Origin of the sequence: Aeromicrobium sp. A1-2 (assembly GCF_003443875.1) — a bacterium.
Classification (GTDB): domain Bacteria; phylum Actinomycetota; class Actinomycetes; order Propionibacteriales; family Nocardioidaceae; genus Aeromicrobium.
Window position 1 is genome coordinate 563,300 of sequence record NZ_CP027482.1, and the last position, 14,666, is coordinate 577,965.

Below are 14,666 nucleotides of genomic sequence, written 5' to 3' on the forward strand. Positions count from 1 at the left end.
TCACTCACGGACGGCTCGGCCGATACCGGCGGTATCCGGGGAGAATAACGCTTCAAGCCGCCCGTATACCATCCGTAGTACGGACCAACGCCTAGGAGCAACCATGAGCGATCACTCGCGGGGTGATATGAAGACGGACGCTACCGACTCCGATCTGGTAATCGATCCCGTTTGTGGAATGTCCATCGACCCTCACGCAATCGAACTCCGTTCAAGTCACGCCGAGGAGACGTACTACTTCTGTTCCGAGGGTTGCATGTCGAAGTTCGAAGCTGATCCGGGCAAATACGTCGAGGCACCTGAACTGAACCACGCCGCGACTGGGCCGGAGGACGTTGAGTACACGTGCCCAATGCACCCGGAGATCCGGATGCCCGGCCCTGGGTCTTGCCCGATCTGCGGTATGGCGCTCGAACCGATGGAGGTCACCACCGATTCCGGACCTAACCCCGAACTCGCCTATATGACGCGTCGCTTCTGGCTCGGGCTCGTACTGGCTATCCCGGTGTTCGTGTTGGAGATGGGTGGCCACCTGTTCTCAGGCGTCAACGATGCGGTTCCAGTCAAGGTCTCGGTCTGGATTCAGTTGGTGTTGGCCACACCTGTGGTGTTGTGGGCGGGCTGGCCGTTCTTCGTCCGCGGGTGGCGATCGCTGCGTACCCGCAACCTCAACATGTTCACCCTGATCGCCCTTGGCACCGGCGTCGCCTGGACCTACAGCGTCGTGGCGACGATCGTGCCGGGTATTTTCCCGGATGCTTTCAGGTCCATGGGCGGAACTGTTGACGTCTACTTCGAGGCTGCGGCTGTCATCACAGTGCTGGTTTTGCTCGGTCAGGTTCTTGAGCTTCGAGCGCGTGAGCAAACGTCTGGTGCGATCAAGGCTTTGCTCGACCTCGCGCCCAAGTCAGCGCGGCGAATCGGTGCCGACGGTGCCGAGGAGGAGGTGCCGATCGATGCGCTCCAGCTTGGTGACCGGGTCCGCGTGCGTCCAGGCGAGAAGGTGCCGGTTGACGGCGTAGTGGTGGACGGACGCTCCTCGCTCGATGAGTCCTTGGTGACCGGTGAGTCGATGCCGATGACCAAGGCCACTGGCGACAAGGTGATCGGAGGGACGGTCAACCAGACCGGGGCGCTGGTGATCGAGGCGGAGAAGATCGGCCGGGACAGCATGCTGGCCGGGATTGTCGCCATGGTTGCGGCGGCACAGCGTTCGCGCGCGCCGATCCAAAAGTTGGCTGACAAGGTCGCGGGCATGTTTGTGCCTGTCGTGATCGTGGTTGCCGTTGTGGCCTTCATCGTCTGGGCCTTGGTCGGGCCTGATCCGAGGCTCGCCCACGCGCTGATCGTCGCGGTATCGGTGCTGATCATCGCCTGCCCATGTGCGCTCGGGCTTGCGACTCCGATGTCGATCATGGTGGGCGTCGGGCGCGGTGCAAAGCTCGGCGTCCTCATAAAGAATGCAGAAGCGCTCGAGGTGCTCGAAAAGGTGGACACACTCGTCGTGGACAAGACAGGCACCCTGACCGAAGGGCGACCTTCGGTGACCCAGATTCTGCCGAGCGCCGGCTTCGACGCAGACGAGCTGTTGCGACTCGCGGCCAGCGTTGAACGCGCCTCTGAGCACCCTTTGGGGCTCGCCATTGTGGAGGCAGCAGAGAAGGCAGGGCTTCAGGTTCCGGAGGTGATCGACTTCGACTCGCCAGTGGGGAAGGGAGTGTTCGGCACCGTCGAGGGCAAGAAGGTGTCGCTCGGAAATACTGCATTCCTCGCCTCAGAGGGCGTTGACACCGCAGCGCTGGCAGACAAGGCAGACGAGCTTCGCGCAGACGGCGCCACTGCGATCTTCGCCGCCGTGGATGGTCGATTGGCTGCGGTCTTTGCCATCGCCGATCCGATCAAGGAGACGACCCGGCAGGCGCTCGCTGGGCTGCATGAGCAGGGTGTCCGAGTCGTGATGCTCACCGGTGATAATCGGACGACAGCCGACGCTGTGGCGCGGGAACTCGGCATCGATGAGGTCGAGGCTGAGGTACTGCCGGATCAAAAGAGCGCAGTTGTCGAACGATTGCGCGCGGAAGGTCGAGTCGTCGCCATGGCGGGCGACGGCGTGAACGACGCGCCAGCCCTTGCCGCTGCCGATGTCGGCATCGCGATGGGTTCAGGCACCGACGTGGCGATCGAGAGCGCCGGTGTGACCCTGCTCGGAGGTGATCTGACCGGGATTGTGCGCGCCAAGAACTTGTCACACGCCACGATGTCGAACATTCGGCAGAATCTAGTGTTCGCCTTCATCTACAACGGCGCTGGCATCCCACTTGCTGCGGGTGTGCTCTATCCCTTCTTCGGGTTGCTGCTGTCACCGATCGTTGCTGCCGCAGCCATGGCGCTATCGTCGGTGAGCGTGATCGGGAATGCGCTCCGACTCCGCGCACAGAAGCTGTAGTCCGAGGTGGCCAGCGGCGGCCACGATGAAGAGGCCGGCATGGAGATGAACTCCCCACCCGGCAACGACCGATCGCCCGAGGATGCGCCCGGCAGCCTCACGCTCGTCGGAGCGGTTTCGCTTGGAACCGGCGTCATGATCGGCGCTGGGATCTTCGCTCTTACCGGGCAAACCGCCCGGCTGGCGGGCAACTTGTTCCCGGTCGCCTTCGTCGTCGCCGCTGTGGTCGTCGCCTTCAGCGCCTACTCCTACGTGAAGCTGTCCAATGCCTACCCATCCTGGGGAGGTGTAGCCAAGTTCCTCCGTGAGGCTTACGGCCCTGGGGTGGCGACAGGCGTTTTCGCAATCTTGATGTACGTCTCCATGGTGATAAGTCAGAGTTTGGTCGCCCGCACCTTCGGTGCCTACGTCCTGCAGATCGTCGGCCTCGAACCAGTCTCACTGTGGGTCCCGATCTTCGCCGTCGGGCTGCTCGTCACCGCATTTGTGGTCAACGTCGCCGGGAACCGGGCCATCGAGGTCAGCCAACGTTCGATGGCGGCCGTGAAGATTGTCGGCCTCGGACTGTTCGCCGTCCTCGGCCTCTGGCTTGCTTCTGCCGCGAACTTCACGAACGGGACGACCGCGGCCGGGATCGATACTTCAGTTCAGGGGTTCCTTGCGGCGGTCGCGCTGGCGATCCTGGCTTACAAGGGGTTTACGACCATCACCAACAGTGGCGGCGACATCGTCGACCCCCACCGCAACACCGGCAGAGCGATCATTCTCGCCCTGAGCATCTGCACGGTCATCTATCTGGCCATCGCCACGGCAGTGGCCGGCAACCTCACCTTGCCGGAGATCCTCGCCGCCGAGGACTTCAGCTTGGCCGAGGCGGCGCGGCCCGCCGTCGGTAGCGCCGGTGTGTGGTTCACAGTCATTTTGGCCATCGTTGCGACGGCCTCAGGCGTGATGGCCAGCGTCTTCGCATCGTCGAGGTTGCTGACCATGCTCACGCGTATGAATCAAGTTCCCCATCGCCACTTCGGGATGCCCGGCACGGTACGCATCCATGCAACGGTTTACACCGTTGCCTTTGCGATGGCCTTGGCTGCCACATTGGACCTGAGCAGGATCGCAGCCCTGGGTGCGATCTACTACCTGATCATGGACATCGCCATCCACTGGGGACTACTCACCAGGCTCCGAACCCGAATCGACTTCAACCCGGCCATCGTTGTGATTGCCATCGTTCTTGATGTGGTCGTGCTCGCCGCGTTCGTCTGGGTCCGCGCTTCCACCGACATGCTGAGTCTCTACGTCGCGGGCGCGGGAATAGTTCTCATCGTTGTCGGCGAACGTGTCCTGATGCGCTCTCACACACGCCCCGACGGGACCATGGGCATGTAGGCGCAGGGTTGAACCCTAAGGGTGAAAGGTTCAGCAGAGATGCGCCATCCGTCCCACCAGCCACGCCGGGATCAGACGAGTCCTGCGACGCCCCTAGTTGGCTGTTGCCCTGCGGCGCCCTGGCTGCGGGCCAGCTAGAGGCGGCTGGAACTGGATATCGGGCGGTGGGGGCGCCATCATCACGGCGAACGCTGTGGTGATCGGTACGGCGAGCACAAGCCCGATGGCACCAACGAGCGTGCGTACGACTTCTTGGGCGATCTGTTCGGTCGTCGCCATCTCAGCGAGCCCTCGCTGGTAAGCTACGATGAGCAGCAGAACTGTCATCGCCGATCCGGCATAAGCAAAGACAAGGGTGTACACGCTGGAAGCGATGTGGTCCCGCCCGATTCGCATTGCCGAGGCAAAGATCTCAAGAGCTCCCGCATCCGGTTTCGCCGCTCGCAGTTCCCACACCGCGCTGGCCTGGGTTACAGTCACGTCGTTTAGCACCCCGAGCCCCGCCACGACCATGGCAGCGGCAACAACACCGGAGATGTTGGCAAGCGGCGCGACCGCCGCCAGCAGAGTGTCGTCCTCTGATCCAATTCCGGTTAGATGCGACCAGCCACTCGCACCGAGGCCCAGCACGGCTGTGATGGCCAGGCCAGCGAGTGTTCCAAACAGTGCTGATGTGGTCCGGATGGATATGCCGTGTGCCAGGTAGAGAACCACGAGCATGATCCCGGTTGAGCCAACGACCGCGACAAGGAGCGGATTCCCCCCGGCGAGAAATGCGGGCAGCATGAATTTTGTCAGTGCCAGGAGTGTCACGGCGATGCCGACCATGGCGAACAGGCCACGCCATCGAGCCACGGCAACGACCAAGATCGCGAAGGCAATGGCCAACAGGGTGAGCGGAAGGCCGCGCTGGAAGTCGTAGAACTCGTAGGCCGTTGGCTGACCCTGTTGGGCAAACTTGACTACCGTGATCTTGTCGCCGACCTCGATACCTGCTTTGGCTCGGGCGGCGTCCAGAGTGAACCTGGCAGTTCCCGAACTTGTGGTTGCCGTGACATCCGCACATTTGCCGGCCACTTCTGTGATGCCGTCCGGTCCTTCGCCGCCGCTGCCACATTCCAGCGGTTGGGATTTGGTCACGGTTGCCTTGATGATGCTCACACCCGGGCCGCTGTATGGGTTCTGGTCCTTCGGAACCGCGTTCGAATCCGGCCAGAGGGCTATCACGCCGATTGTCGTGAGAACAATGACGAGCGCGACGATGATCGAGGAGACGACTTTCACAGCAAGCCGAGTCGGTAGGTCATCGTGACTTTCAGATGAGTGTGAATGCATGTGCAGCCTTTCAGGCGGGCGGCGGGCGCTACATGTGGATTGCTCGGCAACGGGTAGAGATGTTCATGGCCAAGGATTCGATTTGCAGCCTTGGAGACCTTTGGTCTGTTGCAGCATGACGGGGGCTTTGCGGCCGGGTCCTGGACATCCTTGGTGACCGAGACCAAAGGTGTGTCCGACTTCATGGTTGACCACGTATTGCCGGTAGCGATCGATGTCGTCGCCGTATGAATCTGCTCCCTCAATCCAGCGCAAGGCGTTGATGGCGACGACGTTGCCGTTGCGACAGGAGACCTCGCCTCGTGTCTGGATGGGTGCGCACAACTTGTCGGTCGTGGCCGGTGAACTAAGGACGATGCGCAGGGGTGCGGTGGGAGTGCGGCGGAATGCGTATCGACCGCTCTTGGTCCACCCACGGTCATCGCCCAAGGTCGCAGCGACGATCCTTGCGAAGGTGGCAGGGTCCACAGGCAGGTTGTCTTCGACTTCCACTCTGTACTCGATCAGCTCACCGCTCCCGACTCGCGCGGATGTCCCTGGGGCGACGTTCAGCTTTCCGTTGCCAGTTCTGGGCACGACTATGGGCATCGGTGTAGTGCTCGCGACAGGTGGCGTCGCGGAGGGGGGTTGCGGCTCGGGCAGAGTCGCCCCAAAGGTCATGTTCGATTCGGTTTCGACGGGCTGTGGCGCACTCTGGCGAAAGCCGAATTGAACGACCAGCGCCGCCACAAGCGCGGTCGCCAATGCGAGCGTTAGAGTTCGCGGTCGACGCTTACGACGATGTCGATGTGCGGGAGTCACATCTGGATCTTCAAGAGCTGCCGCCAGGACTGACCTTCGTCTGACGACCCGTAGACGCCGCTCTGCGTCGCCGCGTACCAAGTGTCGCTCCGCACGCTGATTGCCTCGGGGGTACCTGCAACAACGGCCACCTTCTCCCAGTTTTCGCCCTGGTTGTCGCCAACAAACACCTGACCTGAAGGGTTGACCCCGACGATCGCTCCTTGTGACGTGACGTCGATGAGGGCCATCGGAGGCGCGTCTGGGGATACCGGGAAAGGCGCGCCACTGCCGTTCTCGCTGAACGTGACGAGTCGCCCGTTGGTGGTCGTCGCGAATACTTTCCCGGGCGTGGTGGGATCGGCGGCGATGTCGATCAGTTCGGCTTGAGCGACCTTCTTCCACGTCGTCTGGCCTTGCATGACAAGCAGTTCACCGGTGGATCCGTACGCGTATGTGCGACCGGCCGCGACGTCGATGGCGTGAAAATCCTGCTCACCGGCGAACGCAATCGGTGTCCATGATTCGGCGAGATCAGTTGATCGGATCAAGCCGAGGGGGGTGGGGTCATTGCTGTTGAGCGCCGGGTGACCACTTGCAAGGAACTCATCGGGCCCAGCGATCGCAAAGCCCATCGTGTCCTGGTAGCGGTTAGCGATGAGCTCAGGCTTGCCCGAGTTGAGCCGGTAGACACCTGTGTGGGTGGCGATATAGATCATCTTGTCGGACGGGTTCTCGCCGATACCGTGAATGTGGCCAAGGCCAACCGATGGCGGCTCTGGGGGCGATTGGTTGTTGGTGCTGCAGGCGGCGATGGAAGACAGAGTCAGGCCGAACGCGGCTAGGCGCACGGCGATAGACCGGGTACGTGACATGGATTCTCTCGCGGATCTCTTGTGGGGGCCTGCCCGGCCGCGCGTTCACGCGGCCGGGCAGTTTTCTCATCGCTGAAGGAGTGATTCCATCGTCACGATTTCCGCCGCCTGATCCTTCTGGATCTTCTTGGCCAATGTGACAGCATGCGAGTACCTGCCGTCGGACTCCTCAGTCGTCGCCATCTCAATAGCGCCCTCGTGATGCTCGATCATCATCGTCAAGAACGCCGTGTCGAATGCCGAACCCGTTGCGGCCTCAAGTGACGCTAAGTCATCGCTACTCATCATGCCCGGCATGTCGGACGACGATCCGTGATCCATGTTGTCCATCTCGTCGCTCTCGCTCGGGACCTCCTCATCCCACGACTTGAGCCAACCACTCATGGCGTCGATCTCCGGTTGCTGGGCGGCGATGATCTCCGATGCCAGGTCCAGCACGGCCGGGTCGGCGCTTCGGCGGTCGGCGAGGGCAGCCATCTCGGTGGCCTGACGGTGGTGCGGAATCATGCCTTGGGCAAATGACACATCTGCGTCGTTGAAATTCTTCGCGGACGAATCGTCTGAACACGCAGACAAGCCGATCAGCGAGACGGCGACCACAAGGGTCGCAAAAACAGGTTTGATACGCATAGTTCTCCTTCAAATGTGCTGACTGGGGGGGGGGGCTTGCGACGGCGCCCGTCAGCACCTCAGGATCGAACAGCGTTGAAATTGCGTGAGCCCTAGAAAGGGCGAAACGCGTACCAGATCTTGAAGTCGCGAAGGCGGGGGAAGCTGCCAGAGCACACGGTCTGCAACCTTGCGACGGATGAACAGCAGGGCACCCACACCCATGATCATCGAAATGCAGAGCATGAGCATGCCGCAGCAATCTGACGATTGCCCAGACAGGGTCTGCTCACTGCCGTGCCCAACGGCCTGTATCTGGTGAGCCGTGCCCGGCGCGATGGGAGTAGACCTTGTGTCGGACTGAGCGGTGGCTAGCGGCGCATGATGAGCCGCCAGATCGTCGCCTTGATTTGCCAGGACATCGTGCATGGCGAAGATGCCCAAGATCACGAGCGAGTGAATGCAGACGCGCGTCCAATGCGGCACCTGCGTCCCAGGTCTCGATCGCGCGCTACTCATTGGGAGAAGAGTAGCCAACAACCGCTTGGGATCGCGATGTCATGGACGAAGGCCGTACGGCGCCGGCAGTTGCAGATGGCCCGCGGCAGGATAAATACTGAGAAGTTCCCTGGGCCGGCCACCACGCGGTCCCTGTTGCATTCATGCAGGCCGTTGACGGCCAGGAGCCCAACGAGACGGGGATTCGTGAGTGCTTGCGCGAACAGGACGCGACAATCAAGTTCCCGAGACGAATCGCCGGTGCTTGATGCGCTCCCGCGGACTCCCGACTGCAAACTCCGCAAACATGAGTTGACCGTGAGCTAAGGCCACCGGTTTTCGCGACTTTGATTGCAAACGTGAAGCCCGTATAGCACTCGTCAAGATATGGTCGGCGTGTGGAGAACGAGTCCTCTCCCTCGGTTCGAGGCCCTGGTGCAGAGGCGCGACTGCGTTGGCAGATCGCACTGGAGCTTGTCGGTGCGAGGGTCAAGCTGGAGCGTGAGCGCAAGCAGTGGTCTGCGCGTGAACTTGCGAGGCGAACAGGCTTGAGTCAACCAGTGATTTCTCGCTTGGAGTCAGCCACGGGCGAGGCGAAGTTGACTTCGGTCTTGCTTGTAGCCGAGGCGTTGGGGATCAGTCCGTCGGTGCTGATCGACGACCTCCCTGGCCATCCTCAATGAAGCCGGCCTAAGTTCCATCGCAGTGATACAATTCTGTATCATTACGATGGAAGAGGGCCCCGATGAACACCTGTGTGCGAACGAACTCGCTTGGCACCGATAGTCGTGCTCCATCGATCGCTGTGGGTGTGGTCGAGCCTCGAAGGTGCGTGGCGCGAAGAGCGACGCGCGTTCTCGTCGAAATCCTGTCGGACGGCTACTCGGCGCGCACAAGTGTGGAGGGGTACCCAGAACTGACTTGCGAGTCGCATTCGAACTACGCGTTGGCCGGGCTGAGGTTGCGGGCGATGCTGATGCCTGTCCCGGTTGTGTTGTCGGATCAGTTGCACGTTGTGACGCGGTATGTGGACGGGACTGCCTCGGAGGCAGCAATACCGGAGGTATGGGTTGCGGGTAGTGATCCGTCTGTCTTCGAGAATCACTACCGCTACTTGATCGAGCACAGAGCTCATCTCAAGTCCCGCCCTTCTTTCGGTGGCCCGGATCGGAACGTGGCGTAGCGGTGGGACGACTTCGGCCTGACCTGTACCAGAATCCGATCCTGTTCCTAGACGATGACGCGGTTGTTGTTGAACGCCGACGCCCCGGGTCGAAGCCCTTGGTCGACGATCTCAAGTTCGGGACCGTGACCCTAGGCGTAGAGGTGTTGAGTGAGCCTTTGGAGATCGTCTACTCGAAACGAGCGGTTGAGTTCCTGAATGTCGTCGCGGACGCACTTTTCCGTGTCCGGTGGCTTACAGGCCTGGGGGAGTGGGTGCCTGAGGTTTTCGCGCCAGCGGTCGGCCTGAACCAGTTCGCGAGTGTCCCCGCCCATGAGTGCGAGCGGACTGCTGACTTGCATCCCTCCCGGACGGGGCAGTGGTTCAAGGAACAGCTTGTCGACGTCACGATTGCGGGTTCGGCGACACAGTTTGTGTGGGTTGATGACCAACTAACTAGCGGCACGATTTCGCGGTTGGCCTCACGGTTCACTGCCTCCCAACACCTCGCGGTTCCTTTGGATCCGTCGGGGCCGTTGACCGAGGTGCAGTTCGTGAAGATCGCCGAGTTCTGCGGGGTCTCGATATGACCGAACCTCCGATGTGCAGAACGCCGGTTGCCTCGGACGCCAAGGCCGTCCGCTGCGGCCAGCCCTGTCCGGGACTTCGCCAGCCCAGCCACCCACAAGCCGCCAAGGTAAAGGTCGATACCCATGAACCCCAAAGCGAGAGCCGAAGTGCCGGACACGGTCTGTCTGTAGGGGCTGCTAAACGATCTGGTGTCAGATCGGTTTAGGCAGCGACTGCTGCCGGTGGAGCCATGATTGTCTCGAACTCGATGGGGGTCAATCGGCCGAGGGCTGCTTGTCTTCGGCGGCGATGGTAGGTCCGTTCGATCCAAGTCACGATCGCGATCCGGAGCTCGTCTCGGGTGGTCCAGCGGCGTCGGTCCAGGACGTTGCGTTGCAGGAGGCTGAAGAAGCTCTCCATGGCTGCGTTATCGCCGGCTGCGCCGACTCGCCCCATCGATCCGACCATGTGGTGACGGTTGAGGGCGTGGACGAATTTGCGGCTTCGAAATTGCGATCCTCGATCCGAATGACAGATGGTGCCGGCGATGTCGCCGCGACGAGCGGCGGCGTTCTCGAGGGCTCTGACGGCCAGGGATGACTTCATCCGTGAGTCGATCGAGTAGCCCACGATCCGGTTGGAGAACACGTCCTTGATCGCGCAGAGATACAGCTTTCCCTCACTCGTGGGATGTTCGGTGATGTCCGTGAGCCACAGCTCGTTCGGTGCACCGGCGTTGAAGTCGCGCTGGACCCGGTCGTCATGGACCGGCGGCCCGGGCTTCTTGCTGCCACGGCCGCGCTTCTTGCCGAACACCGACCACCAGCCGTTAGCTGAGCAGATCCTCCACACCGTGCGTTCTGAGACGTCGAACCCGGCCGCCCGGACCTCATCAGTAACGAAGCGATAGCCGAACTCCGGGTCGTCTCGGTGGGCGTCGAAGATCGCGTCGGTCAACCGGGCCTCGTCCCACTCAGCCGCGGTGACCGGGTCGGCGAGCCACCGATAGAACGGTTGGCGGGCGATCTTCAGAACCCGGCACGTCACCGCGACCGGCACCCTGATCGGGGCACCGGTCGCGGCCAACTCGCGGACGAGCGGGTAGATCATTTCCCCGGCAGATTGGCCTGCGACAAATACGCCGCAGCACGTCGCAGGACCTCGTTCTCCTGCTCCAGCAACCGGATCCGCCTCTTCGCGTCCCTCAGCTCGACATTCCGCTCAGCGGTCACGCCGGGCTTCACGCCGTCTTCGACATCAGCAGACTTCATCCAGTTCGCCAGACAAGACTCGGAGATTCCAAAGTCAGCAGCGATCTGCTTCAACTGATGGCCTGGCTCACGATTTCTGGCGACCCGGACCACATCATCACGGAACTCACGGGGATAGGGCTTCGGCACGGTCAACATCCTTCCAGCAGCACCTCTCAGCGCTACAAGTCAGTTGACACCGAATCGTTCAGCAGCCCCCCTTCTTGCGGCGCTTGCGTATGACAGGCACGACAGCGTGCGCGAAGCCTTTTCCATGGCCAAACCAGATTTGAAACCGGCTTGAGCATCCTCCTTGTCAGGAGAGATTGAGGCGGGCCCTGCCCTGGGTTGCGGGGAGAGGAGACTGTGCTCGAGAGAGGCCCGGCGCGAGGGGTACCGGGCTACCCCACTGCCCCTGCCGTGTCCCGTCACCGCAACCTGGGTAGGCCCTCTCGGCCACATAATGGAACTTCGCACTGGAAGGGCGGTTTGCTCGTGGGCAACGATATCCGCACGTGGCGTGCCGAGGTCTCAATGCGAATTGGGCATACGAGCATCGGTCCGTTCCTGTTACCGACCAACGAGCCCGTGACCTTGGGCCGAAGCGATCGTGCCGGACTTCGCACCGATCATCGCGCTGTGCCCCGTGAATTGGGGCGGCTCGCGCCAGGCGACCGGGGGTGGGTACTAGAAAATGGGAAGCGGACTCGAGTGCGAGTGCGGAGCACTTTCGTGCTCGAGGCGTCTTTCGCTCCGGGGGCCCACGTCTTGCTCCGACCCGCAGACTGGGAGCTCGCCTGGGACCTTGACGTGCGAACCGAGGTCGACGTCAAATATCGCCGAGGCGGCCATGGCGAGCCCTACCCGACAGCCCGCGACGGCGCACTTTCCACAGCAATGGTCCCGCATGCGCGCATCGGAACGGATCTTGCTGGAGACAAACTGAATCTGACCCCCATCCAGCGTAGGCGACTCGCGGCACTGTATGCCTACCTGCTGGAAGGACGCCCGAAACCCGACCAGCTGATCCAAGAGGCAGCAAATATCAGCGGTGACTCGATCTCACAAATCAATGGAACCTGGGTCAGGGTCATGGAGTACGTCAACCGCCACCGTGATGTCCCTATCGAACGTATCGAAGATCTCGGGTATCACCTCGTCGAAGTTGCCGGAATCCTCGGACCAGACGACTTACCTGATGCGCGAGAGTAGCCAGCTACCCCCTGCGACCCCGCCGCCATCGACATGGTGGGCCCGAGGCAATCAGCATTGGAGAAATCATGATCACAAGTACCGACGACGAGCGCTCGAGAATTGCGGATGGGCTCAAACGGATCGACTCGACGATCTCCTACGTAACTATAGAAGGCGGCGTTGACTTCAATTTGGACGAGGTCCACGGTTTTGCACGCGAACGCGAAGGCAAGTTCCGTTCATCATTCTTCATCGTCCATGACCCCGACCCGACCGAGGCAAGCGAATGGGTCGCCGACAACGTGGGCTATGCCTTCGGCGCTGTGGGACGCGATGGTGGAGCCTTCGGCGAACTCCAATATGTCGACGAGGGCGGCGCAGGACTGATCAGATTTCTGATCGAGCTGCCATATAGCGAGTCCCAAGATGTTTGGACGAAACAATCTGAAACGGTTCGTGCGCTGCATACCAAGTGGATGAATCGACACCACAATGGGGACGAGTTGATTGGCACGGTGGGACGAGCAGGAATAGCCCTGCCGCCACTCGGGAAATGGTCACTCAACGAGGTGCAGACCTACGGTGCGTGGTCGTGGGGGACCCGCTTCGTTCCACCACAGGACCTCTATATGTTCTATGTCGAACCGATTGCTCGCCAGCTCATTGAACACGGTCCCTTCTTTGCCATGGCCCACGCTGGACACGGCCTCAACAGCTACGGCCTGAACCTAGTCACCGCTTCACCGTCTGGAGCCGTCGCAGCGTATGTGCAGCACGGTTTCGGTGGGGTCTACTCCAACCCCGTGAAGGATCTGATCGACATCAATGCGACCTACTCCAGGCTGCACGAATTGATGCGCGCCGCAGATGAGACCCCGGTTGACGGAGTTCGTTTGTTACTTGTCTACTCACAGTTTCGAGGCGACTGCGCAATTGTCGACCTGGACGCTATTCGGCGCGGAGCAGACATCAGCGGTGCTTCTACATTCGGGAGTGAACCGGAGCTTTTTGGCGCCATGGCCGAACTTCTCGAACTCGACAATTTCGACTTCGGCGTCGGAGGGAACATCGCATGGTGAACAACGAATATGCAGCGGTTGAGGCGCTTCGAGCTCTGATCGACGCCCTCAACGGCACTGACGTTGAAACACTCGACGAAGACTGGGTCACGTTCTTCGTCTATGAGGATGTCTACTTAGTCGCGAACGTGGTCACGGCCTCGGGGCGTCTTCGTATTCGTGCCTATCTGCCGTCCGATGACGAGCAACTCGTGAACGAGTGGATTGCCAGCCAATCAGCACCCCGGTCGGGTGTCCTAGAGAAGTCCTACATCCACGAAGGTGACTGGCGGCCAAGGCTGCTTTTTGAACGCCCCATCACAAGCATTGACTGGGCAACCGACCCGCTCCTGGCAGACATCACCCAATACGCCGCCGAGTGGCTCGAAGAGTCCACCGGCAGGTATACCTCAGGCACCCGCCCTCCATACGTCATCCAGGAGGACCCACGCGAGATCGCCCCCAGTAGCGCTTGGCTTCTCATAGGCAGTGAGGCGTCATTCCCAAGCTCTACGAATCTCCAGGACGACAAGGCCGCCGCCGACGTCGGCATCTTCAAGTGGGACTGGACCGCAGCCCCACAGACCCAAATCGGCGATCTTGTCCTCTTCTACTTCACCAGCCCGCGTAAGGCAGTCCATTTCGTAGCCAGAGCCGCGTCCAAGGCATTCTTCACCCGCGACATCGAAGTCGTCGCTGACAAATCGGTCAACAGTGCCCAATGGTGGGCTTACTTCACCAACCCGATTGCGATCGACCCAATTCCCGTTGACGTCCTGCGGCAGGCAGTTGGAGGCCACCTCCTCCTGCGGGGGCGGTCCGGGCAGTTTCTGCGCCCCGGTTCCGTCGCCGCTCTCCAGTTCCGGGCGTCAGAACCGAGCGATCAAGCCGAACTTGACCGAATTGTCGAAGTTCCGGCCGGCATTGCTGACCTGCCCGATCCAAACGACATCACCCCTGAGGTCTGGCGAGAATTAGCGGCTGGTGCCCTTCGATTTGAAGACGATGTTTCCTCGCACGTTGTCGAACCACTACTTGGGTTCATGCTCGCCGGTACAGGACTGGAATGGAAGGGTGAGTACAGGATCGAGCGGCGTTCAGCAGACTTCGTCGTCCTCGACGGCAAGCATCCTCTGTACGTCATCGAGGTCAAGCGAGCCATCAAAGACGGTTCTGGAGGACGTTGGGACAAGTCTCCAGACTTCACACAGCTGCGCTGGTACGCCGATCATCTAGGTACCGCGGGAATGCTGATCGACTCGAACCGCCTGCTACTCGTCGACAACGGAGCCGCCCAACCGCTACGTGAGATCCAACGAAGGGATTGCTCCGACACCGACCTCAGGGCAATTCGAGAGCACATCCTGAAGGCGCGAGTCGTCCCACCGGGGTGACAAAGAACGTATCGAACTAGACCGTTGAATCGGATCGGTTTCCCGATTCGGACCAAGGCTCGCGACCGTCGCGGCAAACGCGGTCAACTGACGGCTATTCCATCAG

12 protein-coding genes are annotated in these 14,666 nt (G+C 61.2%); 7 read left to right on the forward strand and 5 right to left on the reverse strand.

The window, feature by feature from the left end; genetic code table 11:
* The first annotated feature begins 103 nt into the window (after positions 1-103).
* Both C6I20_RS02775 and C6I20_RS02780 read left to right on the forward strand, forming a co-directional pair.
* Positions 104-2,446, forward strand: a complete 2,343-nt coding sequence (locus C6I20_RS02775) for a heavy metal translocating P-type ATPase (protein WP_118394562.1) — start codon at positions 104-106, stop codon at positions 2,444-2,446.
* A 6-nt stretch (positions 2,447-2,452) separates the two neighbouring features.
* On the forward strand, positions 2,453-3,835 hold the full coding sequence (locus C6I20_RS02780; protein WP_216822972.1) for an APC family permease: 1,383 nt from the start codon (positions 2,453-2,455) through the stop codon (positions 3,833-3,835).
* Positions 3,836-3,928: 93 nt separating this feature from the next.
* Here C6I20_RS02780 and C6I20_RS02785 read toward each other — a convergent pair whose 3' ends face one another.
* The 4 genes from C6I20_RS02785 to C6I20_RS02800 all read right to left on the reverse strand — a co-directional run bounded on the left by C6I20_RS02785 (position 3,929) and on the right by C6I20_RS02800 (position 7,455).
* A complete protein-coding gene (locus C6I20_RS02785; protein ID WP_162891076.1) occupies positions 3,929-5,119 on the reverse strand; it encodes a YibE/F family protein in 1,191 nt (396 codons plus the stop codon).
* 114 nt (positions 5,120-5,233) lie between these two features.
* On the reverse strand, positions 5,234-5,830 hold the full coding sequence (locus C6I20_RS02790) for a DUF3152 domain-containing protein (protein ID WP_371682677.1): 597 nt from the start codon (positions 5,828-5,830) through the stop codon (positions 5,234-5,236).
* A 137-nt stretch (positions 5,831-5,967) separates the two neighbouring features.
* Complete coding sequence (locus C6I20_RS02795) at positions 5,968-6,825, reverse strand: F510_1955 family glycosylhydrolase (RefSeq protein WP_162891077.1); 858 nt, start codon at positions 6,823-6,825, stop codon at positions 5,968-5,970.
* Between the two features lie 66 nt (positions 6,826-6,891).
* Positions 6,892-7,455 carry a DUF305 domain-containing protein gene (locus C6I20_RS02800; protein ID WP_118394567.1) on the reverse strand — a complete coding sequence of 188 codons (564 nt, stop codon included), beginning with the start codon at positions 7,453-7,455 and terminating at the stop codon, positions 6,892-6,894.
* Positions 7,456-8,330: 875 nt separating this feature from the next.
* Here C6I20_RS02800 and C6I20_RS17820 point away from each other — a divergent pair.
* Positions 8,331-8,615, forward strand: a complete 285-nt coding sequence (locus C6I20_RS17820) for a helix-turn-helix domain-containing protein (protein WP_118394569.1) — start codon at positions 8,331-8,333, stop codon at positions 8,613-8,615.
* Positions 8,616-9,117: 502 nt separating this feature from the next.
* Positions 9,118-9,684, forward strand: coding sequence for a hypothetical protein (locus tag C6I20_RS02820; RefSeq protein WP_118394571.1), 567 nt, complete (start codon positions 9,118-9,120; stop codon positions 9,682-9,684).
* Positions 9,685-9,886: 202 nt separating this feature from the next.
* On the opposite strand, the gene C6I20_RS02825 is transcribed toward C6I20_RS02820, so the two are convergent.
* A protein-coding gene (locus tag C6I20_RS02825; protein ID WP_118398525.1) for an IS3 family transposase occupies positions 9,887-11,064 on the reverse strand; the annotation gives its coding sequence in 2 pieces (ribosomal slippage) (positions 9,887-10,777 and positions 10,780-11,064; 1,176 coding nt in all).
* A 660-nt stretch (positions 11,065-11,724) separates the two neighbouring features.
* Between C6I20_RS02825 and C6I20_RS02830 the strand changes: the two genes are divergently transcribed.
* The 3 genes from C6I20_RS02830 to C6I20_RS02840 all read left to right on the forward strand — a co-directional run bounded on the left by C6I20_RS02830 (position 11,725) and on the right by C6I20_RS02840 (position 14,560).
* On the forward strand, positions 11,725-12,126 hold the full coding sequence (locus tag C6I20_RS02830) for a hypothetical protein (protein ID WP_162891078.1): 402 nt from the start codon (positions 11,725-11,727) through the stop codon (positions 12,124-12,126).
* 68 nt (positions 12,127-12,194) lie between these two features.
* On the forward strand, positions 12,195-13,187 hold the full coding sequence (locus C6I20_RS02835; protein WP_118394573.1) for a hypothetical protein: 993 nt from the start codon (positions 12,195-12,197) through the stop codon (positions 13,185-13,187).
* Positions 13,181-14,560, forward strand: a complete 1,380-nt coding sequence (locus C6I20_RS02840; RefSeq protein WP_118394574.1) for a hypothetical protein — start codon at positions 13,181-13,183, stop codon at positions 14,558-14,560. Before C6I20_RS02835 ends, C6I20_RS02840 begins: the two co-directional genes overlap by 7 nt.
* Positions 14,561-14,666 lie beyond the last annotated feature (106 nt).

What these genes read in the sequence shown, in the direction of transcription:
- C6I20_RS02835 (WP_118394573.1), top strand. Translation starts at nt 12,195, where the DNA reads ATGATCACAAGTACCGACGACGAGCGCTCGAGAATTGCGGATGGGCTC.
- C6I20_RS02840 (WP_118394574.1), top strand. Translation starts at nt 13,181, where the DNA reads ATGGTGAACAACGAATATGCAGCGGTTGAGGCGCTTCGAGCTCTGATC.
- C6I20_RS02795 (WP_162891077.1), bottom strand. Translation starts at nt 6,825, where the DNA reads ATGTCACGTACCCGGTCTATCGCCGTGCGCCTAGCCGCGTTCGGCCTG.
- C6I20_RS02775 (WP_118394562.1), top strand. Translation starts at nt 104, where the DNA reads ATGAGCGATCACTCGCGGGGTGATATGAAGACGGACGCTACCGACTCC.
- C6I20_RS02800 (WP_118394567.1), bottom strand. Translation starts at nt 7,455, where the DNA reads ATGCGTATCAAACCTGTTTTTGCGACCCTTGTGGTCGCCGTCTCGCTG.
- C6I20_RS02790 (WP_371682677.1), bottom strand. Translation starts at nt 5,830, where the DNA reads ATGACCTTTGGGGCGACTCTGCCCGAGCCGCAACCCCCCTCCGCGACG.